Annotated in this window: 22 protein-coding genes and 1 pseudogene; 12 read left to right on the forward strand and 11 right to left on the reverse strand. The window is 39.6% G+C overall.

Annotated elements, in window-relative coordinates; genetic code table 11:
- The 5 genes from RMX89_RS17800 to RMX89_RS17820 all read right to left on the reverse strand — a co-directional run bounded on the left by RMX89_RS17800 (position 1) and on the right by RMX89_RS17820 (position 4,588).
- Positions 1 to 741 (reverse strand): hypothetical protein, encoded by a 741-nt coding sequence (locus tag RMX89_RS17800; protein WP_322689853.1) that lies wholly within the window; start codon positions 739 to 741, stop codon positions 1 to 3.
- 260 nt (positions 742 to 1,001) lie between these two features.
- Positions 1,002 to 2,006: an aromatic ring-hydroxylating dioxygenase subunit alpha gene (locus RMX89_RS17805; RefSeq protein ID WP_322689854.1), complete on the reverse strand. Its 1,005-nt coding sequence runs from the start codon at positions 2,004 to 2,006 to the stop codon at positions 1,002 to 1,004.
- On the reverse strand, positions 1,990 to 2,412 hold the full coding sequence (locus RMX89_RS17810) for an Mpo1-like protein (protein ID WP_322689855.1): 423 nt from the start codon (positions 2,410 to 2,412) through the stop codon (positions 1,990 to 1,992). Before RMX89_RS17810 ends, RMX89_RS17805 begins: the two co-directional genes overlap by 17 nt.
- Positions 2,413 to 2,755: 343 nt before the next feature.
- Positions 2,756 to 4,423 (reverse strand): DUF262 domain-containing protein, encoded by a 1,668-nt coding sequence (locus RMX89_RS17815; RefSeq protein WP_322689856.1) that lies wholly within the window; start codon positions 4,421 to 4,423, stop codon positions 2,756 to 2,758.
- Positions 4,424 to 4,441: 18 nt separating this feature from the next.
- A complete protein-coding gene (locus tag RMX89_RS17820) occupies positions 4,442 to 4,588 on the reverse strand; it encodes a hypothetical protein (RefSeq protein WP_322689857.1) in 147 nt (48 codons plus the stop codon).
- Positions 4,589 to 4,688: 100 nt separating this feature from the next.
- Between RMX89_RS17820 and RMX89_RS17825 the strand changes: the two genes are divergently transcribed.
- Complete coding sequence (locus RMX89_RS17825) at positions 4,689 to 5,030, forward strand: type II toxin-antitoxin system RelE/ParE family toxin (RefSeq protein WP_322689858.1); 342 nt, start codon at positions 4,689 to 4,691, stop codon at positions 5,028 to 5,030.
- A 4-nt stretch (positions 5,031 to 5,034) separates the two neighbouring features.
- Entirely contained in the window at positions 5,035 to 5,349 is a 315-nt protein-coding gene (locus RMX89_RS17830) for a helix-turn-helix transcriptional regulator (RefSeq protein WP_322689859.1), read from the forward strand.
- Between the two features lie 55 nt (positions 5,350 to 5,404).
- Here the strand turns inward: RMX89_RS17830 and RMX89_RS17835 are convergent, their stop codons facing one another.
- Positions 5,405 to 7,111 carry a D-aminoacylase gene (locus RMX89_RS17835; RefSeq protein ID WP_322689860.1) on the reverse strand — a complete coding sequence of 569 codons (1,707 nt, stop codon included), beginning with the start codon at positions 7,109 to 7,111 and terminating at the stop codon, positions 5,405 to 5,407.
- 472 nt (positions 7,112 to 7,583) lie between these two features.
- Here RMX89_RS17835 and RMX89_RS17840 point away from each other — a divergent pair, with 472 nt between their 5' ends.
- Complete coding sequence (locus RMX89_RS17840) at positions 7,584 to 8,033, forward strand: orange carotenoid protein N-terminal domain-containing protein (protein WP_322673667.1); 450 nt, start codon at positions 7,584 to 7,586, stop codon at positions 8,031 to 8,033.
- Between the two features lie 142 nt (positions 8,034 to 8,175).
- Complete coding sequence (locus RMX89_RS17845; protein ID WP_322685440.1) at positions 8,176 to 8,325, forward strand: hypothetical protein; 150 nt, start codon at positions 8,176 to 8,178, stop codon at positions 8,323 to 8,325.
- A gap of 143 nt (positions 8,326 to 8,468) precedes the next feature.
- Here RMX89_RS17845 and RMX89_RS17850 read toward each other — a convergent pair whose 3' ends face one another.
- The 4 genes from RMX89_RS17850 to RMX89_RS17865 all read right to left on the reverse strand — a co-directional run bounded on the left by RMX89_RS17850 (position 8,469) and on the right by RMX89_RS17865 (position 13,092).
- On the reverse strand, positions 8,469 to 8,774 hold the full coding sequence (locus RMX89_RS17850) for a hypothetical protein (protein WP_322673668.1): 306 nt from the start codon (positions 8,772 to 8,774) through the stop codon (positions 8,469 to 8,471).
- Between the two features lie 287 nt (positions 8,775 to 9,061).
- Positions 9,062 to 11,281 carry an adenylate/guanylate cyclase domain-containing protein gene (locus RMX89_RS17855; RefSeq protein ID WP_322689861.1) on the reverse strand — a complete coding sequence of 740 codons (2,220 nt, stop codon included), beginning with the start codon at positions 11,279 to 11,281 and terminating at the stop codon, positions 9,062 to 9,064.
- An 84-nt stretch (positions 11,282 to 11,365) separates the two neighbouring features.
- Positions 11,366 to 12,145 carry a DUF928 domain-containing protein gene (locus RMX89_RS17860; RefSeq protein WP_322689862.1) on the reverse strand — a complete coding sequence of 260 codons (780 nt, stop codon included), beginning with the start codon at positions 12,143 to 12,145 and terminating at the stop codon, positions 11,366 to 11,368.
- 269 nt (positions 12,146 to 12,414) lie between these two features.
- On the reverse strand, positions 12,415 to 13,092 hold the full coding sequence (locus tag RMX89_RS17865) for a Mo-dependent nitrogenase C-terminal domain-containing protein (protein ID WP_322689863.1): 678 nt from the start codon (positions 13,090 to 13,092) through the stop codon (positions 12,415 to 12,417).
- A 385-nt stretch (positions 13,093 to 13,477) separates the two neighbouring features.
- On the opposite strand from RMX89_RS17865, the gene RMX89_RS17870 reads away from it, so the two are divergent.
- The 8 genes and pseudogenes from RMX89_RS17870 (at position 13,478) to RMX89_RS17905 (ending at position 20,142) form a co-directional block, all read left to right on the forward strand.
- The gene (locus tag RMX89_RS17870) at positions 13,478 to 14,578 is read left to right on the forward strand and encodes a glutamate-cysteine ligase family protein (protein ID WP_322685442.1); all 1,101 of its coding nucleotides are present in this window, start codon (positions 13,478 to 13,480) and stop codon (positions 14,576 to 14,578) included.
- A gap of 548 nt (positions 14,579 to 15,126) precedes the next feature.
- Positions 15,127 to 15,483: a hypothetical protein gene (locus tag RMX89_RS17875; protein WP_322685443.1), complete on the forward strand. Its 357-nt coding sequence runs from the start codon at positions 15,127 to 15,129 to the stop codon at positions 15,481 to 15,483.
- Between the two features lie 249 nt (positions 15,484 to 15,732).
- The gene (locus tag RMX89_RS17880) at positions 15,733 to 16,272 is read left to right on the forward strand and encodes a Dps family protein (RefSeq protein ID WP_322685444.1); all 540 of its coding nucleotides are present in this window, start codon (positions 15,733 to 15,735) and stop codon (positions 16,270 to 16,272) included.
- Positions 16,273 to 16,503: 231 nt separating this feature from the next.
- Positions 16,504 to 16,962 (forward strand): annotated as a pseudogene (locus RMX89_RS17885) (ChaB family protein); the annotation flags it as partial.
- A gap of 366 nt (positions 16,963 to 17,328) precedes the next feature.
- Positions 17,329 to 17,562, forward strand: a complete 234-nt coding sequence (locus RMX89_RS17890; protein WP_094352841.1) for a hypothetical protein — start codon at positions 17,329 to 17,331, stop codon at positions 17,560 to 17,562.
- On the forward strand, positions 17,555 to 17,836 hold the full coding sequence (locus tag RMX89_RS17895; RefSeq protein ID WP_322673676.1) for a hypothetical protein: 282 nt from the start codon (positions 17,555 to 17,557) through the stop codon (positions 17,834 to 17,836). The genes RMX89_RS17890 and RMX89_RS17895 overlap by 8 nt, the downstream gene beginning before the upstream one ends.
- A 781-nt stretch (positions 17,837 to 18,617) precedes the next feature.
- Positions 18,618 to 19,271 (forward strand): hypothetical protein, encoded by a 654-nt coding sequence (locus RMX89_RS17900; RefSeq protein WP_322689864.1) that lies wholly within the window; start codon positions 18,618 to 18,620, stop codon positions 19,269 to 19,271.
- A 319-nt stretch (positions 19,272 to 19,590) separates the two neighbouring features.
- On the forward strand, positions 19,591 to 20,142 hold the full coding sequence (locus RMX89_RS17905; protein WP_322689865.1) for a L,D-transpeptidase: 552 nt from the start codon (positions 19,591 to 19,593) through the stop codon (positions 20,140 to 20,142).
- Between the two features lie 107 nt (positions 20,143 to 20,249).
- Here RMX89_RS17905 and RMX89_RS17910 read toward each other — a convergent pair whose 3' ends face one another.
- Entirely contained in the window at positions 20,250 to 21,479 is a 1,230-nt protein-coding gene (locus tag RMX89_RS17910; protein WP_322689866.1) for a glycosyltransferase family 4 protein, read from the reverse strand.
- Between the last annotated feature and the right edge of the window lie 13 nt (positions 21,480 to 21,492).

Raw genomic sequence — 21,492 nt, forward strand, 5'->3', positions numbered from 1 at the left:
TTAAATGACGACACAATCTTGCACAACTTGTAACGATGATTTTGACTCCCACATCCGTTTTCCAGCACGAGTGAGATTGTCATAGTTAATTTCAGTTAAACAAACTAATTCATCACCTAATCTATAGCCGGGGTTTTTGTCTTCAAAAAACTGGATATGGGGGTTAGTCTGTCTTCCTGTGGGGATTTCAATTAACTCCTCACAGAGAATTTGGGGATGCGGAAAATTGACGATACCAGTTGATTTTTGGTATAAACTACCATAGTATTCGCGTGCTAAACTCACCATTATATTTGTAATATTGGCAGGTGTTGTAACATCATAACGCGGGTAGAAATCTTGCCAAAAAGTAGGGAGAAAACGATAAGTGCGAAAACCAGAGCAAATTAGCAACCAGTAAAGTTTATTTTCTGCATAGTGTTGACGCAGAAAATTGATGGCGGCAATCCAACTACGTGGTAGTGTTGTACTCGACCAAGCACTAGGATCAACAATAGTGTCGCCAGAATACACCACACTAATTTTTTCTCCCAAAAAAGTCGTTTGGCATAACATCAGAGTTGAAAATCCTTTGAGTGCGTTGGATGTTTCATCTCTTAACAACAAAACCCAGTTTTTGCGCTCTAGATCGATTTGAAAGCCATCCCAGGTTATACCTTGAAAGTGATTTTGCAGCAACGCATACATGGCGATGCGATCGCTTCGCTGCAAATTTTGAACAGGAATCAGCAAACTCTTCATTACTCGTAAATTACTTAAATTCGATTTGTATTATATTTAATTAAAACTTTATCGACCATTATGGTAAATTTACGGTGTAATGTGACAGATTCCAGAATGGTTATTTACGTTATAATTCCGTATTCACATCTTGCACCCTCTCAATAAGAGTTAATGGAAATCGCCTACTCTACAAAATAATTAAGATGTATTTATATTGAGAAACAAAACGCAACATTATCAAAGCTTTTGTTGAGTTAAGCGATCGCTAACCCAGTCTACTATTCTACACCCCTATTTTTTGACCATCGAGACGGTTCTAGCTGATTTACATACTCCATATATTCAGCTAATGGCCGATCGATACTAAGGAGCAACTTCGGATTAAAGCGAATATTATCGTAAATTTTGCCATCCTCATCTCTGAGCATATAGTAAGCTAACCGAGTACAGAATAACAAAAATTGACTTTGCAGATACCCTAGAATACCTTGACGTTTTTCAGTTACATAAATCGGTTGAATTATCGTTTTTCCAGATGAAATTGGAGTATAAGCATATATCATATACAGTGGGGGAAAAAGCCTGACATCTTTCATCATTGTTAACAAACCAATGCAACCATGAGCATAACGCATTGAATATTGATATGTAGAACCAAGAAATCTTTGACCTAACTTTTCTCTCCAAGTAGTTTGAGGGAATTGTCCCCGCATTGTAAAGTCAATTTGCGTCCCTAATTCACTGCGATGTAGCGACAAATCCATTTTGATATCTAAATGATGAATTGTTTTTAAATGTTGAGCATCAATTCCGTTCATCATACAAATATGATGATGACAACTTCTGGCAAATGCAATATCAGCTTGTGCAACAATTTCTTTTCCCTTCAATTCATCAAAATCAGCTACTCCCTCTGGTGCTTTAGCATCTGGATAAATCCAGATAAATCCATACTTTTCCTCTGTTGCATAAGCTTGTAACTTAGCTTGAGTAGGAATTTCTGATTGACAGGGAATATTTAGACAAAGCCCTGTTTCATCAAATGCCCAATGATGAAATGCACAGCGAATCCAATTACCATCAACCTTCCCAATTCCTAAATCTGTTCCCAAATGAGGGCAGTAAGCATCCAAAGCCCGTACTTGCCCATCTTCACCTCTAAAAATGGCAATTTTTTGACCGCATACTTCTACAGATTTTGCTGTTTTTTTAGGGATTTCATGACTAGGACAGGCAATATACCAACCCTTAGCAATTACATTCCAATTATTGAATATTTGCATAATTGTTTGATAGATAATTATTTAATATTTCTTGCCGTTGGCGAATATCATCTCGATATTTACCCGTCAAAATTCTAAATAACATTTTACCTAAACAATAAGAAGCCCGCCAAGAAAATACAGCATCTTGTAAATCAATATGGCTACGCTCAAATAGAAAATGTCCAGATAATCCCAATAATTGAGTTAACGGTAATCCTAAGAGTAACCAAAAATTTTGCAATTTCCAAGTATAAAAGAGTAAACTGTAAAAAAATAATATTCCTAGAATGTGTAGAGTAATATTAATTGGATGTTGATGTTTAAGAATAAAAATATCCCAATAGTCTGTAAAAGGATGATCTTTAATTTTATTATTAATACGATTTTTTAACTTTACTTGAGGAATAAAATTGATATTACTCATAAGATAATGTATGACCAAGCAATAGAATTTATATATTAATAATCATTGTCAGCTACACAAATCCCTTTACATTTAATGCCGTTCGTAGCAGTACGCTGACAATGAGGACATAGAACTTTTTCATTTTCTGTTTCTTGATTTGTCTTTATACTAGTGCTTGCCTGTAGCTTGTCTTTTTCGGTCTGGACTTTTTCACTCATAAGAATGGAGGAACTTTTTGGTGTTTAAATTTTACACTTCATTAAAGAGTGATTATTGTTGACGCACTATCTAATATAGCAAAATGATACTTCTGCTAAATAAAGCTTTTTACTCGGTAATAAAGTTTAATCAGGGATTATATTTAATCCAAGGGACTTAGCCAAATATTATTGGCAATAAATAACAAACTCTTTGCTCGTTCCTCAATTTCTGACGTTCCCCAACTGGTCTGCTGAAGAATCCAACGGTTTAACTCGATATGAGTATTTTCGAGTTTAGCTTTCTTCTCTGAAAAAGGGAGGTTGCTCAACTCTGGGTTATAACTAGTCAAAGTCAAGTTGCCGAATGTATTAACCAGGGTGGTATGTATTTTCTCTGATTCTGAACCTAGCTCATTTCTCCATTCCTGAGTCAGCGTTTGAGGTAGAATATGCTCTATTGTTGCCGTTGAAAGATCCACAGTTTCTTTATGTTTAAAGGATTTTTCAAGACGGCAAAGGATAAAACGAGTGCTCCCACGTCCATACTGTGGTTGGTTCATAAAGGCTGCGGCGAACTCACTATCTTTCGGAAAACGACTCGTACCACCACCTGATGACAAAGAACCGTGCAACCATTTGACATGATCCGTCTTGGGAAAGTTTTTAGCCCACTGGATAAAGAGTTTGTTTAGACGGTTAGTCGGCACTTCACAAACAGCCCGCCGAACCACGAAGGATTCGATCAATCCAAGGCATTTCTCCAATTCAACGTCGCTGAGATGCCCATTCTGGCGAGCATCAAACAGGCGGAGCAAGAGCGGATAAGAGGTCGTTACTTTAAGTTCTTTAATATTCTCCAAGCAGTCACGAATGCTTGCTGTTTCTTCTTTGTCTGGCAAAAGTAATCTAGCATAAAACTCTCCAAACCTTTGCATAGACCGAACTTCTGCTTCGACTTCTTGCGTTAAGTCCATACTTTTTAGCTTCGCCCTGGTAGCTGCATATATGCCACCTTGCTTGATGTCATCCCCATCTTTCATCATGTAATGGCGAAGAAATTCGGTGAGGTTGGACTTAAGCATACTCTCAAGTGGAATCCAATATTTTGAGTAAACCCGCTCCTGCTCTCCATCAGCAGAAATCGAGTGGCGGAAGCGCATCAGCAGATAATTCCTCACTAAGTCAGCTTGGGTGAGTGGTTCACCCTTAAAATTAAGGCTCTCAAAAATTAAATACGGATCGTCATCGTCGCCAAGGTTGATCATCACAACTTGGAGACATTGCTCCAGGGTAATTAGCACTTTGGCGGGATTTACAAGATTGTCATTAAGGTCAGTGCTTTTGGTTAGTTTGTCTTTAAAAAAATGATAGGCAACAGCCATCCGAACATCTTTGTTTTTTGGCGGAACCTGACGGTCAAGGGCAATGGTACGGTACACATCCCGGTCTGCCTGGGTTGGCACAAACTTCAAGGTGTCCTCTGGATCGCGGAAGCGATTAGTTAGATAAACCTCCTGTATTCGTGAGGCAGAATTTGAATCAAGACAATCACGCAGAGCGCAGAGAAGTAACGACACGGTTGTAAGGCGCTGTTGTCCATCAATGATGAGATACTTACTAACTCCTACAGGCACACTGCGCGCTGGGACAGAGACAATCGCCCCCATAAAATGGGCTCCAGTATCGCCCACTTCATACTGCACCATCAGATCATCCCATAGGGTTTGGCAATTGTTCTCAGTCCAGGTATAAGGGCGCTGGAAAAGAGGAATTAAATTTTGCTTTTCACCGTTGAAATACTGAATAACTTTAGCGGGTGAGGCTTCCATTGAATTTGCTTTGTCCTATTAATCTACGAAATTTACATACTTCAGATGATATTCCGAACCGCGCTTAACTATCCAAGGTTCACCATTTAAAACTGGATCTAATATCTGCACCTGCGGGCTAATTGGCTGACTTAAAGCATTGGGATCAAATAAAACTATACCCATTTAGTGCGAAGAATGCGATCGCTGTAGGTATTGCTTTACAGATAAAGTTCCCTTTCATAGGTATATTATATCGATATATCAGATATGATATAAATACAGCATGGGAGATCAAAGTAAGCTTTTAGTTTGGTTACATGGTGAAGTTAAAACCCCACCTTTCACTCAAGAAGCACGCATAGAAGCAGGTGTTCTGCTCAGACAATTACAAGAAGGTGAATCCCTTGGGTTGCCACATTCACGCCCTATGCCAAGTATAGGAATTCACTGTCATGAATTACGTATTCGAGATGCAGATAAAAACTGGAGAATCATTTATCGAATTGATGACGACGCAATCTTGATTGTTGAAGTTTTTAATAAAACAACAAGAACAACATCCAAAAAGATAATTGAGATTTGCAAAAAGCGTCTGAGCAAATACGATATCGATCAACAGGAGTAATGTGATGGATCGAGCTAAGAAAGAACGTTTGGAATCTAAAGGCTGGAAAATTGGCACAGTTTCAGATTTTTTGGAGTTAACACCCGAAGAAACTATCTTGGTTGAAATTAAGCTAGCTCTCAGCCAAAACTTGAAGGAGCGCCGACAAAAACTGATGACTCAAAGTGAACTCGCTGCTAAGATTAGTTCTAGCCAACCTCAAATTGCTAAAGCTGAAAATGGCGATGCTTCAGTATCAATTGAATTGTTGATCCGGGCAATGTTAGCAACAGGTGCAACTCCTCAAGATATTGGACAGGTGATTGCTGGTGTGGAGTAAAAGCAATTCAATGCTACAATCTCAAACTTTTCTTTGTGCCTCTGCGTGAGATAATTCAATAAGGAAACAAAACCGTTCCCAACTTTTCACGCCCCAAGCGATCGCTCACTTTCCCCCGACAAACAACCCGAACTCCATTAATATAAACTCCTTGCACAATCTCATCTGAACCGCGCTTAACCATCCGAGGTTCACCATCTAAAACGGGATCTGATATCTGCACTTGCGGGCTAATTGGCTGATTTAAAGCATTGGGATCGAGTAAAACTATATCCGCTTTCGCACTAAGTTTGATAACTCCCGTATCAAGACGGAACCAACTAGCAGGTTCTCCGGTAACGCGGCAAATCGCAGCTTCCGGTGAAAGGAACTTTGTTGCAACTGCTTGTTTGAGCAAAGACAAAGCTCCATCATAGTAGCCCAGGTTACGAACGTGAGCGCCAGCATCGGTAAAACCAGGCAAAATATGCGGATGCTGCATCATCGCTAAACGGGGTTTTAGGCGATCGTTCGCTCCTGTCGCCACCCAGCGCAAATCTGTATCGTATTTTTGTAATGCGTGGATAAATAAATCCACTGGTTCTTGTTGCTTTTGACGAGCAATTTGGGCAAAACTTAACCCTTGCCAACTTGCTTCGGGACAGTGAATAACTTCCATCAAATCTAACTGACGATGGAATGATTTACGCCGTTTACTCAGCCATTCTTGGCGAAACTGACGACGAAACATTTCCGATGCCCATAGTTGTTGTCTTTCTTCTCGTGACTGACAGCCATTGAGTTGTGCGCCTGTGGAAAATTCTTCAAATAAGGGAGTCACAGATCCATCAGAGTAAATGGTGAAAGGTTCGGTTAGGGTTTGAAAGCGCACATTCCCATTTAGAAGCCGATTCCAAATAAAAAGTAGGGGGGAAAATATTCGCCATAGTTTGCGATCGTGTACGGCATCTAAGGCTGAGAGGACAGTTAGCCGCAGTGGTTTTTGTCCAATTCCTGAACCCATACGCAGAATTTCTACAAAGGAAGCAAATCGTTGTAAATTGGGTGTGACTTGAAAAACACGATCGCACCGTCGACATAAATCCGCTAACATTGCATATTCTTTAAATTTGGCGTGTTGAGAGGGAATTGTACAACCTTGCCATTCTCCACTCATCCGATGCCAAGGAAACATATCAATAGAAATGCCAATAAAGCCAGCATCTATTGCATCTCTGGCTATGCACTGCATAAGTTTTAGTTCAAATTTTGTCGGCTGAACGGTTAAACTGCGTTCTAACCCCATCACATGAGCGCGTAAGGCACTGTGTCCAAACATTGGGGCAACATTGGGGCCAAGGGGTAACTGTTGCAAATGCTGTAAATATTCTGCTGGTGTTTGCCAGGAAACTGACTTTTGTAGCCATTTTGCAATCAGCCGATGGGAAAGTGTCTCTACCCTCTGAAAAATATCAGCCAAGATTTGGGGTTGGGCGATCGCAACAGACAAGCTACAGTTACCAATAACCACGCTGGTAACACCATGACGCACTGATTCGCTCAATCCTGGTGCAATTTCTAACTCTAAATCGTAATGAGTATGAATGTCGATAAATCCAGGTGTCACCCATAACCCAGAAGCATCAACCACTTCACGCGCTGGGGTAGTTAAGGAGGGTGTGAGGGTGACAATGTGGCCGTTTTGAATGCCGATATCTCTGCGAACAGGTGGAGAGCCTAAGCCATCGAAAATTAACCCGTTTTGAATCAGCAAATCTAACATGATTGTTTGTTTTCCTTTGATGTCGCCACCGGAAAGGGCGGGTACGCCATCGCACTACAGTATGACGCAAATATTCATTGCTACATCTTATACTACATAATCAATAACCCCTTCAAGCGATCGCTTGGAGGGTGTCTAAGAAGTCTCAAATATTTGTTGATTCCCCCTAACTCCTTTAAAAAAGGGAGAATAATAGTTTTAAAATCCCCCAATTTATCGAGGGATTTAGGGGGATCTCCAAAGGTAGGTGTATACAAAAAAACTTTTTAGACATCCTCTTAAAGTCACAGACGTTACTTAGCTTTTACATACATCGAAACAGGCATTTTTGTAACTAGCAATTTCAGTTATCTCTATCTGTCTTATGTAATAAGTCCTATACCTATCCTAAGTAGGGTTATCTATCTATATTTGTTCGTTAAGTTGTATGAAGTATTGAAAGCAGAATACTTTTAACTTAGTTGGAGTTTTTATGACTTACACAATTGATGAAGCAACAAGACCAGCTTTAGAAACTTTTCAACGCTTTGATGTAGATACTCAACTAGCCCTACTTTGGTTCGGTTATCTCGATCTTAAAGAGCAGCTACAACCAGCACCTCCTCCAAGCGTTGAAGCGCCTGCTAAAGCAGTGTTTGACAAATTCCTGGATTTGTCAAAAGAAGAGCAACTGCAAGCACAACGCGACATTATTAATGGTGCAGCTAACGATATCAGCCAAACCTATAATAGTCTAAGTCCCAATGCCAAATTAGACGTTTGGTTTCTGCTGGCACAAGGAATGGAGGATGGAAGCATAATTCAAGTGCCCTCCGACTATCAACTACCTGGTGAAACTGATGAATTTGTCGCATTGATCAAAAATCTAGAGTTTGAGCAACGGATTAATTTCATGTTGAGTGTAGTGGAAACAATGGGTTAGTCAAGTCCAACAACTCTCAAACTTTCTAGAATTAAGGATAACTCAAAGTACCAAATTAAGCTAGACTTGGCTATTTTTGCTTTACTTTAATAGACCTTAACTTAGAACTACCGCAGAGATGCTCATCTTTGCGGTAGTTTTGATGCAAATTTTATCAAGTCCGCTTGATTATACGAACTCAATTAATGATTGTAATGATTGGAACACATCCTTGGGTAAAGACGCGATGAATCGCGTCTCTACAAATGCTCTATTTGTCGCATTTTTTTCCAAGCGCACGATCGCATTATAATCAGGTACACTTCGAGCGATCTTTTTAAGCTTTCAACACTTTCAACATAAAATATTTTATAAATCTTTAAAGCAGTAGTTGAAATAAAAATCCCTGTCAACTGTCTGTGACAGGGATAGCAGTTTTGAGATATTGCTTGTCTTTTAGCTAACAAAATCTTTATGGGCAGCGACAAGCATCTGAGCTTGCCTTAAAACGTTTCCGAATAAATAAAAAGGAATCTGCCAAGCTGCAACGGTAACTTCTTTGACTATATCTTGTACGCTAACTGCGATTAATTCATGCTCTGGCGGCTCTCCCTCAACTGTACCAGACCAAGTAAAAGCTAATAAGAAATCATCGTCTCCAGGCAAGGATGCAATCAAACATTCTTCAGGTGTTGGTTCGCAAATAATTCCATAATCATTTGCAAGTTCTACTAATCTTTGAAATTTGTTTCCGTTTGTCATTTGTTCTTAGGATGTAATTGAATCTCAGTTTTAGAAGAAATCATATTTTGAACTCCAGAACTCAAGTGAGTTGCTACATAGCAGAAAGTACGAATTATTAATTATTCGTTGAAAATTATGAGTTATTGGAGTTGGATCGGGCTTAAGTCCAAAATCTTACCGCGATCGCTTGGTTGTATCAGCAACAATTGTTACTGTTTTAGAAAAAGCTAAACTACTTACTTTTTCGGTTTACCCTATTTACACACACCTCCATTTGTTACCATTTCAAGATTGATGCTTTAATCTCACCTTAGCTGACGCAGTGCATTGAGAATTGCGTCAGCTTTTGGGGGAACTGCTGTAAACCGAAGCAGAAAAAGATGCTCATCAACATTAGACTGTTCGATCATCTTGGCATAGATATCTTCTTCTGTAGCCATTTCTGCCTCAATCAATAACTGGAGTTTGAGATTACTCAAGAGTTCTAAAGAATGTGGCGATCGCAGCTGCGCTCCTTTTTCTGAGAGGCTAATCAATTCCCCCATAAATACTGTTCCAACTGCATGTTTTCCCTGCAAAATGGAGTATTTTACAGGTACTTTTTGAGTCAGAACGATCGTTTCTTCATCATGTTTAGGCAAGAATAAATTATATTTACCACCAATGCCACGAATTTCACAAATTGTCACAGGGTGTTTTATGCCTTTGGGTTCTATTTGTAATTGCCCAGCAATTTGTAAGTCAATATTGGCATCCTTACAGGTATTTTCGGAAATTAAAATTTGTCCTCCCACTGTATAAGATTCAATTCGAGCAGCCAAATTAACATGACTGCCAATAACTGTATATTGAGCGCGTTTTTGAGAACCAACATTTCCCGCTACGGCTTCGCCTGTATTAATTCCAATTCCCATTTCGAGGATTGGAAAATTCATTTGCTGATTTTGTTTGTTCACTTGCTGCATTGCTAATTGCATGGCAATAGCACAGGCGATCGCTCGTTGAGAATCATCCTTGCGACTAATTGGCGCACCAAATATCACAAAAATCCCATCACCCATAAACTCATTAATCGTGCCTTTATACTGGTTGATTACATCTGTCATTGTTCCCAAATAAAGATTCAAAATCTTTACTACTTCTTCTGGGGGCAATTGTTCGGAAATAGCCGAGAATCCTCTTAAATCAGATACGAGAACCGTAACTTTTCGGCGTTCTCCTCCTAGCTTTAACCCAGATGGAGTTTCGAGGATATTGGCGACGATTTCATCAGTTAGATAGCGGCCGAGGGTTTTTCGCATCTCGGTAGCACTTTGGGCAATATACTGAGTAAGTGCGATCGCAGAACCTCCAAAAGCCAGCAATGAAGGTATAACGGGAATCCACCAACCAAGCAAAAACGCCAGAAAACTACCACCAATTAAACCGCCACCTGCCAACAAAACACTAATAGCCATGAGGGTTTTCTGGTTGCTACTGTGGCGTTGCAGCCAACACAAGCTAGCACCAATAATTGACCAGATTAAAATTAATAGCCATTCTAGCGGCTCAGGTAAACACTTAATCAATGGACGGCCTTCCATCGCCGTACTTAAAATTTGACTAATCAAATTAGCATGAATTGTCACACCCGCCATCCGTTCCGGATCAGTCAACACATTACTGCTGTAAGGTGTATAGAATAGATCCTTTAAACTTTCAGCAGTAGCACCAATTAGTACCACCTTGTCTCGCATTAAATCTGGTGGGATGAGATTCTCTTGCACTTGAGTAAGAGAAACTTTAGTAAACTGCTGTATCCGTCCTCGGTAGTTCAACAGCACTTGATAACTCCCGGCATCAGCTCGGACGTAACCTCCATCATTAGGTTCAAAAATTGGGAAAATACCCCGATTTAACTGCAAGTAATTAGAGTTAGTTGCCGATGGCTTGGCAGTAATACCTTCAGGTTTCAAGTACAACAATGCCAGTTTTAACCCAAAACTTTCCAGAATCTCGTCATTATTTAAATTTACGTACAATAATGCTCGTCGAATTTTGCCATCTCCATCTATGGGTAAATCATTCGACCCAATTTGATTAAGTTTCTTCAGTTCTGGAGATGAATCAACCGCCGAACTATCAATAGTATCAGAGACTTTTTGGACTCCAATCAAATTAGGAGTAGACTTAAATACCTTAAGTAAGTCTTGATGACCGGGATTTACAGGTAAATCACGATAAATATCTAAACCAATCGCTCTGGGTTTTTGCTGTTTGATTTTTTCTAACAAACTAGCAAGTTTTCCATCAGGCATAGGCCACTGTCCCTGCTTGCGGACATCTGCCTCATTAATCTCAACTATGACAATGCGGGTATCAGCCGATTCTCTTGGACGAAGGAGAAAAAATTGATCTAGTGCTGCCAATTCCAACAATTGCAGTAATCCAGTCAAGCGTATTGCAATCACCAGGGCTGTAATATTGGGAACAGCAAGTAAAACACCCCGCCATTGCCAAATGTGCGGTTTCAGCTTTGTCCACATAATATTTAGTGCTGAGTGCTGAGTGCTGAGTGCTGAGTTAGGAGTTAGGAGTTAGGAGTTAAGAGTTAAGAATTTTTCCTCAGCTTAATGCCCTCTGCCCAATGCGCCGTGCCCTTGTTTCGTAAATGTGCAACAATCAATCAATGGTTCGGAAGCGATCGCACTCAAACCTACAGACTTGAAAAATTGTTTCCAATCTAATCTCGCTTTGAAATTATTCGGCTCAGTCCGGCGTAGCTGCACCAAACTAGTCAGCGCTTCATGCCAAATCCCAGCTTCTGCATAGATAGTGGGCAACTTGTACAAATTCGCCTTTGCTAACGCCTCTGACAAAGTTGCTCCTGGTTGAGTGCGTTCCACCCAACCATCTACAGTCGGATTTTCACTCTTGTCTTGATTATCACAAATAATTGTTAGATACCAATGATAAGTTTTACCTACAGCGAGTGCAGGGGCACTGTCAGGAAGTTTAAAGCTAATAATTCCCGATTTATTTGGAAGTGTAAAAGAGGTTTCATAAAATACGTTCTGGTCTTCAGTCAAGAGCAGAAACTTGGCTGTTTTGAGTTGAGATGGAGGTATATACCAGAAAAATGTTGGATGTTGAGCAAATGTCAGCCCTAATTTATCTGGAGGTATTAAGGGAGTTATTAGTTGTTTGCCTTTTAGGCAAGAACTACCACGGGTAGAACCACCAGCACTTGCGGGAAGTTTTCCCCGCTGTGGTGGTTTAAATATTTGACTAATTTGCCAAGTTTTATTGGCATGGTACGACTGAGCTTGTACCTGTGCTGTTAAAGCAGAAAGCAAATACAAAGGTAAGGAAAAGGGTACAAAATATAGAGATGGTTTAATCCCTTTCATATTGATAATGCCTGAGTTCTAGATTAGTCAGGTGAATAAATCAAGTATTCCCAAAAGCAGAGTTAGATTTTTCACTCAACTACAGAACTATTTATTAGGCATTGGGCATTGGGCATTGGGCATTGGGCACTTGTACTGAGCGGAGTCGAAGTATTGGGCATTGGGCATTGGGCATTGGGCATTGGGCAGAGGAGAAAGAGGTAATTTTTTATTCTCCCCCTTGTCCCCTGCTCCCCTGCTCCCCTGCTCCCCTGCTCCCCTCTCCCTACTCAAATATATGGCGATACATCTTCACCGCATTTATCTGCTAAATAGGAGAGGGCGCGGAAACGTAAGCCTACCAGTTGCTCATATAACGGGTTAATTTTACACATCGGTGGAATATGCACAATCTTGCGTCCAAATAGGGTGACATCCCGTTCAAAGGGACACTGGGCGGGAATCATTTTACACAAAAAGCGGGCTACTCTTGGGTCTTGGATATCTAGCCCATCAAGCCAGTTTTGCAGGGAGTGTAGGGCATTGATTTGACGCTTTGTCAGCCCTGTGCTGGCGATAGTGGGGGTAATTTGCTCTGGGTATTCCAGAGTGGGGCGAAGGGCTTCGAGTAACTTCTCTGGCTGTTCCAAAGCTTGACAGAATTGTTGCAGAACCTCATCTTCGCTGGGAGAATAAGTACCATCTGCGATCGCTACCATTATCGCTGTCCTTAAGAAATTTTCGGCAGCTGGTGTACCTTTACCCAACGCTGCGGCTAATTCCTCTGGCGTAATTACCTCTAGTGAGTCAAATTTAATCTTAGGAGCTAATTCATTTTCGGTGATGCTGGCAATTAATTCCTGTTCTCGATCGTCAAAATTACCATCAGCCCAAGCAATAGTAAGCAGTCCACGCAACCAAGCGGCAATCTGTTCGCTGCTGTATGGGGATTGAACGGTACTTGTCATAAACTCTATGTCTCAAGCTTTCCTCAGTCACTACTACGCTACCCTAACCAGTGACTATGAAGATAGTGGAAGCAGCACAGAAAAATAAATCAGAGAAGTTTTCAAATCGCAATAGTCGGTCTTAAGGTAAAATTCATTTGTACCATTATTGAGAATTTTTCTACTTAAAGTAAATTTAATTGGAGTATCTCAAATATTTATCAGGTTAAAGACTGTAATTTGTGCTACAGAATGATGGAGTTTTCTAAGTATGCGAATCTGCCAGCTAAATATCGCCGACGCTTTTCTCTAATGAATCGTTTACTGATGTTACTTGCTTCTCTATAGAATTGCGATCGCTTGGCATTAGTGAAATTAGGTTAACTCTAAAAAATTAAGGTATATAATGTTTTTCTTTGGCATTGAACATGAAGTCGCGTTTTTGAATAATCAGGGAAAATTTGCTGATTTCTCCCACACAAAATTTGCTGATTTCAATCAAATTATTGCAAGGCTACCTACATACCCCAGTGATTATCCTCAACTCCGCGTTGGCGATGCGGGTATTAAGATGAAGAGATGGTATATTGAGGGATTTGAAAGATTTGCGGATTCTGATGAAGTCATAGACTGTCATGTTAAAGGTATTGAAATTAGAACAACTATCCATTCCAATATTCTAGGCGCTATTACTGAATTATCAGAAAGTTTTAACTTGCTACGTCAGGTTGCCGCTGACTTTGGCTTATCACCAGTTTTGGTGAGTTTTAATCCCTACAATCCAGCTTTTGAGCCTCAACCCCCATTAAACAACTATGAAATTAAACAGCTAGAAGCTTATCCTGACGAACAAACTGCTAATATTCACATGGTATCTTATGGGCCAGATTTAAATATTTCCGTGGCAGATTTGTCAACTGAAGATGTAATTGATATTGGCAGAAAGTTAACTTATTACAGTCCCTATATCGTTCCTTTTAGTTATAGCTCTCCCTTTTATAATGGAGGTTTATGGGATGGACTATCGGTACGAACATTTATCAGAACTGGCAAAAGACCAGCTACTCTGGTTTTTGTCCAAAAAGAAGAACAACTTATTAATAGCATACCTGCCTTAACAAAAATTGCCCGCATTCCGGCGGAAGTGGGACGCATCGAATTTAAGGCTTGTGACAGTTGTGATAATTTTTTAATCTATGCGGCTTTGCTGGTATTATTGAAAGGTTTGGTGTTGGATGAAACCTTACTGGGTAGAGCAACTGTACCCGATGCAGCGTTACACCAACTTTCTGCAAAAGAAGCGTTTGAAAACGAAGATATTTTTGAAAATGCGACAAAAATCTTCCAAGCAGCCGAAGTTGCTTTAGGAGATGACCCAGATGTTCATTATTTAACGCCCTTAAAAGTGCTGCTGGAAAAGCGAAAAACAAGATCCCATGAATTAATAGAAATGTTTCATCGCGTAAATTCAATAGAAGAGGTTATAAGGCAGACTTATCAAGTTTAAAAAAAAGATTTATTTTTTTCCTTTTATTTATTAGAAGGGATTAAGCAGAGTCTTTATATAATTATATAAATTAATACTTTACAAATGTCCTATAAAGTGCATCTTCTCTGCAATTCCTTTAATTTGATAAAGTCCAGCTAACTGAACATAAATAGTATGGCCTTAGCTTGAAAAAACTAGATTAAGTCGATATACCTAGAGAATGATTTTATTCTAACTAAAGATGTAGTAAAATTCATTCTAGAGATTGATGCATACCCTAGCTTTTTCACAGTAAAAGTGTAAACAGGGAACTGAAATGAAGGATTTCAATTATGAAATCTAATAATTTTGCTAAAGAATTAAGGTGGTATTTACTTATTATACCTCACTAATTCAATGCAGAAATACAAAAAATCTCTTCGTCAGGTTCGTTTTTCAAGAACTTCTAAATTGAAGCGGAGCTTGCCACTTTTATGATTTCTTAAAATCGGTGAGTAAGTAAAGGTATATGCTTCGCTCTTTCAGTAAAAGTTCTGCGTTGTTAAAGCTGTTATGGAGGATTTCAAATGAAGATGATTACTTCTGTTTTATCTATTTTTCGTCCAGTACGTTTTCTAGTAGTAGCTTTTACTTGCGCTCTAGTATTATTCTCTAATGCTTTTCCTGCTTTTGCAATTGGTACCGACCCAAGTGACCCTACTGAAGCTACTACACAACTGCTTGACATTCAGCGCAAAACTGACGAAGCCGCTAAAGAACCACCAATAGGATTGGAAAAGACTCAAAAAGAGGCTAACGAAGGACTTAATGAGGTTCAGGGAGCCGCTGATATTGATAAGCAGAAGCGTCCTGAAAATTCTCAGGGTGCAAGAACTATCGAAGAAAAAGCAAATAAATTATTTGACAAAATTACAGGTAAATAACAGAGTTAGTATCTTAGTAATTTTTTGGTAGTAATGGGTGACTGCTTTCATGCAATCACCCATTACTACTCTTTAATGTGACGATCGCAACTGAAATTAAATATAAAAATATGTTCATCCCTATTAAGGTGTAAGTATAGCTATGGAATGTGATGATTAATCTAAACTCATAATGTTTCCTTTGGTTGATGTGGATTATGTGGAAAATTTGGCAAATTAATAAATAACTTTGCTTAGGGATGGAAAATAATGCGTGCGATAAACATTGGTTTGACAGACGAACAGCGTCAAGGTGTAATTAATCTGTTAAATCAAGATTTAGCAGATGCCTATTTACTGCTGGTGAAAACCAAAAAGTATCACTGGGATGTCGTTGGCCCTCAGTTCCGCTCTTTGCACCAGCTTTGGGAAGAACACTACCAAAAGCTGACTCTAAATATTGATGCTTTAGCAGAGCGGGTTCGTGCTTTGGGCGGTTATCCAGTTGGCACATTAGAGGGATTTCTCAAGCTTGCTACCCTCAAGGAACATGCTGGTAGTGTGCCCAGTGCAACAGGGATGGTAGCTAATTTAGTGGACGATCACGAGCAGGTTATTCGTAATTTGAGAGACCATGTAGATCAGTCTAGTGAAAACTTCCACGATCAAGGAACTGCTGACTTTTTGACTGGACTACTCGAACAGCATGAAGAAATAGCTTGGATGCTGCGTTCATTTATTGAAGGCGAGGCACTAGATGCAGATGGCAGACAGCCAGCAGCAGGGGCTAAGACTCCCGTAGGTGTATAGCTCATAACATCTGAGTTCAGGAAGGCTGTATGTGAAATCAATTGAGGGAGGAGCGATTCCTCCCTCAATTGATGTGAAAGAATTAATCTGCCTGGATCTACTCATTCACCTTGCCAATTTGGGAATTGAAAATTGGTTCATGCGCCAATCCCACTTAACGCCAGTCCGCTCAAGTCGGAAATTCCGCCTACGCGGCTGGTTCATTTATGTATGCTGGGGAATCTGTCTAGTGCAGTGCTCTTGGGGGCTGCTAGTGGAGCGATCGCAGGTAGTGCTGGTGCCGGTCTAGTATCGGTTCTGACTACTTTGGGAATGCCAGAAGATAAAGCGGCTATCTACCAAACTCGCTTACAAGCTGGCGAATTTTTCGTGATGGCAGAAGTCCCAAGCGATCGCACTGGCGAATTTCAATTGCTGCTCGAAAGTGCTGGTGGCGAAGAAATTAACACGATTGAGAAAACTCTGGCTCGTTCTTGTTCTGGACAGTGCAACAGTCCAGCAGACTTGTCTTTTGAAGTTCGCGCTCATCTTTCTGATGAAGCTCAGAGTACATTCATTGAACGATATAATGCTGTACTCAATGAAAAAAGTGACGAGTTCACAGCCGAACAAGCTGCTTGGGAGACTATTCACCAACAATATGAAGAAGATGAAAATGGTGTCTGGTCTAAAGCTAAGGTTAAAGCGTGAACAAGGCAGGAGTCGAAACACTGACTTTTGCCTTTCTTGTTAAACTACTGTGCAAGACTAGATATCAGGGATTTATAACAAATAAATTATCCAATATTGTGGGGTGGGTTTTGTGGCTTACCCCACGAAAAGTAAGTATATTGGCAATAATCTGGAAATAATTGTAGATATTTATACGTATTATGGCAGGCGATCGCACTTAGATAGAAATTGCCTACTCTGGGTCTGGTTTGCATAATTTTGGGTACATTACCGCAAATGCGCTGATACTTTAATTTTCCCTCTTCATAAATTCCGCAAAAACACCGTTACGCTATTTGTGTTTGCGATCAAAACTTAGAGCATCCAGTTTATGAGGGCGGATTTATGACCAACCCTGTAAAGACGGTTATCCAAGTCAATCTGGAGATGGCTCTAGAAGTAGCTCAAGAATTAGAGCAAGCTCCATACACTCAACTCGGTGCTTATTGTTTGGAAATTTTACGGGAAATCGGATGTGCTGGTACTGAACTCCCAGTTAACTTACAAACTCGCGATCAGCAGCTAAATTTCATTACAGGCTTTGCATCTTATGCTTTTGGGGAGGTACAAAGTGTATAAAGCATTAATTGATGATATATTTTCTGATTCTGAAGATACAGAAGAAACTACCTTTCCTGCCACAGATGAAGATTTATTAATCTTAACAGAAAAATATTTAGGGTTTGAAATTCCCTCAAAGGTTTTCTTGCAAGCTATAGCCATTGCTGATTACGACGGTGCAGCTGCTTTTCGCTACGTTGATAATTATTTGATTACTCTCAAAAATAAGAAGAAGCGTAAGCAGAAGAAATTACTTGTGTTAGGTTGTTCGACTAGATTTGAAAATAATTGACGTGTTTATTCACCAGCTAACTAAAAACCAATACGATTTAGATAAGATAATTTGCACGGCTGATGTAGAGGCGTTGTATTACAACGTCTCCGCACATTTGTTTCAAAAAGACAATAAACAACAATAACAATTTATCTAGAGTTAGTGGCAGGGCAAACGCATTTTATTTACTAATAAAAAATAAAAAGGATTCTCAAGTTATCTAATTGAAGAAGGCATGAGGCAGAGAGCAGAAGATACTATTCATTCTGCCCTCTGCCTTTTTCGATAACTGTCAAACTTGATGAGATTATAAACAAAACAAATCCGATTTTTTCGGAAAATATTAATTAGCTTATTTTAAAATATATAACTCTTTAGTAAAAATAAAAACTCACGATTCGGGTAATAGATAGCTTTACCAAAGAGAGAGGTTAGGAGTGAGGTTAAGGCTCGCTAGATTAGGAAAGGCTATATGAAATTTAAAACATTATTTTTTAGTAAGCAAACTAGTACATTAAACATATATCTAAAGAAAGAGATTAATTAATAATTAACTAAACAAATACTGTCTAGAACATCACAAATTAATTTAATACCAGACCATACTTTAGGCAGAAGGTTAAGAAAATCAATTCAGCTAACTTAGTTAATTAAATAACAACTTATCGGCTCAATACTTTTGATTTAGATCCTTGCTTGGAGTTGAGAAATAGAAAAACTTCTTCTATATTTCAACAAATTGCTTAGTAGCAGTAGCATAAGAACCATTTAACTTCAAACTCAGGCTCAGGAGATACCAATGAACTTAAACCACAGTAAAAATTTGCTCAAAATGCTTGCTAGCCTCGTGGGAGTTGCTAGTACTGGTGCTTTAATAAGTCTTCCAGTATACGCTCTGCCCCAACCCATTTCTAGAAATTTGGAGACTAGTCAAGCCCCCATAGGTAATAGATTGTACTCTCAAGCAGGGCAATCTACAGGAGGTGATTCTACCACTGGAACGCAGCAGTATCCAAATAATGGCACTAGTGGAATAAATAATGGTACTGGAACACAGCAGTATCCAAATAATGGCACTAGTGGTAGTGGAACTGGTACTAGTGGGACACAGCAGTATCCAAATAATGGCACTAGTGGAATAAATAATGGTACTGGAACACAGCAGTACCCAAATAATGGCACTAGTGGAATAAATAATGGTACTGGAACACAGCAGTACCCAAATAATGGCACTGGAACGCAGCAGTATCCGAATAATGGCACCAGTGGAACAAATAATGGTACTACCGGAACGCAGCAGTATCCAAATAATGGCACTAGTGGAACAAATAATGGTACTACCGGAACGCAGCAGTATCCGAATAATGGCACTAGTGGAACGCAGAACAATACAGGAGGTAACAACACCACAGGTGGACAAAACACTGGTGGAGGTGTCAGAGCGCTCTGGTAATTTCTTAGCCTTATACAATACAGGCTAGAGAGCTTGTTAAGCTTGCTTCCTCTACTTAGATGATTTCAAATCATGACTGTTATCAACAGTAAATGCAGTAGAAAAGATGAAATGCCCTGTCAATTGATTCGATTTCTACTGCAACTACTTTTGACAATTTTGTTTTCCCTTCTTCACAAAATTACATATCTAATGCTAGACTATTCTGTTCATCAGAATGATTCCTCAAATAGCTACAGAGTATAATAAGCTCAAAAATTAAACAATTGATAATTAATTTGGTACTAAAATCTTGATAGACAAAATTTAAAATTTGAAAATGTTCAAGCAATTAGATAAGTTAGTTATTTTTATTTGTGCATCTGGATTAAATTTTAATCCGGCTATGTCTTTAGCTTCTGAACTAAGAGTTCCTTCTCATACTTCAACCAACAATTTAGTCTCTCAAACGGCTAATATTAATAATAATTTAATTATTCAACCTATTCACCTAGAGATCAGCCTTCGCAACCGTCGAGTAACCCTATATCGAGGACAAAACCGAATTAAAAGTTATCCCATAGCAGTAGGTCGCCAAGACTGGGAAACCCCAATTGGTAATTTCCGCGTGCGTACAATGTTAGAAAACCCTACTTGGATAAACCCTTTTACAGGTAAAGCTATCCCAGGAGGAGATCCTGAAAACCCACTTGGCAAATACTGGATTGGATTTTGGACAAACGGTAAAAACTGGGTTGGCTTTCACGGTACCCCTAATCCTGATTCAGTAGGTAAGGCTGCCTCACACGGTTGTATTCGGATGTACAACAACGATGTTAGAGAATTATTCTATCAGGTTAATATGGGAACACCAGTTACTGTGGTGCGATAGCTGATATAGAGTTATGACGAAAGTCTTAGTCGAGGGTAGCTAGTTATGAACCCAAGTTGCGGCTTTTCATTTTAATCCAAAATCTAAAATTGTTCGGTCATTACAAATTACAGATTAGTATTACTTCTGGCAAGACAAACTTGTTCATAGCTTTTACCAGCAATATCCCAAGTGAATTCTGTTTCTACCAGTTGTCTGCCGTTGCGAGACAATTCTGAACGCAGATGTGGACGATCGAATAGTTGACTAATAGCGGTGACGTACTCTGCTGGTTTATTGGCTCGTAATGCCCGTAATGGATGACTAGCAGCATCTACAGCTAATCCTTCTAAGCCGCGATCGCTGGCTACTACAGGTATACCAGCTGCCATTGCTTCTAAAGTTTTATTTTTAATACCAAACCCAGTCCGCATCGGGACAACGCAGATGGTGGCTTGATGTAAATATTCTGCCATCGAAGGTACACGCCCCAGCACATTAATTCCTGGTTTTTTATCAAGTGCCAAAACTTCTGCCACTGGGTGAGAACCGACAATATCGAAAGTAGTATCGGGATACAATTTTTGGATTTCTGGCAAAACTTCATTGCTGAAAAAGCAGACAGCATCAATATTTGCTAAATTATCCATTGCACCAATAAAAATTAGGCGATGTCCTCCGGGATCGGTGGTACGCTTGGGGAAAGAAACTAAATCTACGCCATTGGGAATAACTGCAATTTCACTATTGGGGTTAAATTCTTGTAATTGAATTTTATCTTCTGCTGTTGTCGCCACAATTGCCGAAAATTTAGCACAATAGTTTTGCTCATAACGCCGCAAAAGTGGCAGATTAATTTTGTCTCTGAGTGAATTTTCTGAAATGCCTGTTGCTAATTGGTTATGACAGCTAGCATAAACAGAACTATGAACATTAACAATGGTTTTTAGCTGTTTTTGAAAATGTGGCTGCACATAAATTTCATTGACGCTATGTTCGCAAGTAATTACATCACATTTTCCCGCTTCCACCCAGTTATTAATCCATGTTTGCATCTCAAGTGAGTAGCGGTTAAGTACGCTTGGCGGTGTTCCCTGCTGCAAAAATCTGCCAAATCGCTGTATTTTCTGCAATATTTTGGTGGTTTGAGAATCTGGCGGGCGTTCAAAAATAGCTAGACGATCGACACAATCGCGTAATCCTGCTACTTCTGCGTCTGTAACATCACTTTCGCGTTGAGTCACGAGGGTGACAGTATGACGTTGACTCAAGTACTTGAGTAAATTAAATGTCCTAACTTGGGTTCCTCCACGCGTTGCTGGGTAAGGAAAGGTGGAAGATAGCATTAAAATGTTCATATAAGCGTCTTCA

The sequence above is a fragment of the Nostoc sp. DedSLP04 genome (assembly GCF_034530775.1).
In the GTDB taxonomy this organism is placed as follows: Bacteria; Cyanobacteriota; Cyanobacteriia; order Cyanobacteriales; family Nostocaceae; genus Nostoc.

Bases quoted from the DNA above. Each gene is read 5' to 3' on its own strand.
- RMX89_RS17800 (WP_322689853.1), bottom strand. From the start codon at position 741: ATGAAGAGTTTGCTGATTCCTGTTCAAAATTTGCAGCGAAGCGATCGC.
- RMX89_RS17805 (WP_322689854.1), bottom strand. From the start codon at position 2,006: ATGCAAATATTCAATAATTGGAATGTAATTGCTAAGGGTTGGTATATT.
- RMX89_RS17810 (WP_322689855.1), bottom strand. From the start codon at position 2,412: ATGAGTAATATCAATTTTATTCCTCAAGTAAAGTTAAAAAATCGTATT.
- RMX89_RS17815 (WP_322689856.1), bottom strand. From the start codon at position 4,423: ATGGAAGCCTCACCCGCTAAAGTTATTCAGTATTTCAACGGTGAAAAG.
- RMX89_RS17820 (WP_322689857.1), bottom strand. From the start codon at position 4,588: ATGGGTATAGTTTTATTTGATCCCAATGCTTTAAGTCAGCCAATTAGC.
- RMX89_RS17825 (WP_322689858.1), top strand. From the start codon at position 4,689: ATGGGAGATCAAAGTAAGCTTTTAGTTTGGTTACATGGTGAAGTTAAA.
- RMX89_RS17830 (WP_322689859.1), top strand. From the start codon at position 5,035: ATGGATCGAGCTAAGAAAGAACGTTTGGAATCTAAAGGCTGGAAAATT.
- RMX89_RS17835 (WP_322689860.1), bottom strand. From the start codon at position 7,111: ATGTTAGATTTGCTGATTCAAAACGGGTTAATTTTCGATGGCTTAGGC.
- RMX89_RS17840 (WP_322673667.1), top strand. From the start codon at position 7,584: ATGACTTACACAATTGATGAAGCAACAAGACCAGCTTTAGAAACTTTT.
- RMX89_RS17845 (WP_322685440.1), top strand. From the start codon at position 8,176: ATGCAAATTTTATCAAGTCCGCTTGATTATACGAACTCAATTAATGAT.
- RMX89_RS17850 (WP_322673668.1), bottom strand. From the start codon at position 8,774: ATGACAAACGGAAACAAATTTCAAAGATTAGTAGAACTTGCAAATGAT.
- RMX89_RS17855 (WP_322689861.1), bottom strand. From the start codon at position 11,281: ATGTGGACAAAGCTGAAACCGCACATTTGGCAATGGCGGGGTGTTTTA.
- RMX89_RS17860 (WP_322689862.1), bottom strand. From the start codon at position 12,145: ATGAAAGGGATTAAACCATCTCTATATTTTGTACCCTTTTCCTTACCT.
- RMX89_RS17865 (WP_322689863.1), bottom strand. From the start codon at position 13,092: ATGACAAGTACCGTTCAATCCCCATACAGCAGCGAACAGATTGCCGCT.
- RMX89_RS17870 (WP_322685442.1), top strand. From the start codon at position 13,478: ATGTTTTTCTTTGGCATTGAACATGAAGTCGCGTTTTTGAATAATCAG.
- RMX89_RS17875 (WP_322685443.1), top strand. From the start codon at position 15,127: ATGAAGATGATTACTTCTGTTTTATCTATTTTTCGTCCAGTACGTTTT.
- RMX89_RS17880 (WP_322685444.1), top strand. From the start codon at position 15,733: ATGCGTGCGATAAACATTGGTTTGACAGACGAACAGCGTCAAGGTGTA.
- RMX89_RS17890 (WP_094352841.1), top strand. From the start codon at position 17,329: ATGACCAACCCTGTAAAGACGGTTATCCAAGTCAATCTGGAGATGGCT.
- RMX89_RS17900 (WP_322689864.1), top strand. From the start codon at position 18,618: ATGAACTTAAACCACAGTAAAAATTTGCTCAAAATGCTTGCTAGCCTC.
- RMX89_RS17905 (WP_322689865.1), top strand. From the start codon at position 19,591: ATGTTCAAGCAATTAGATAAGTTAGTTATTTTTATTTGTGCATCTGGA.
- RMX89_RS17910 (WP_322689866.1), bottom strand. From the start codon at position 21,479: ATGAACATTTTAATGCTATCTTCCACCTTTCCTTACCCAGCAACGCGT.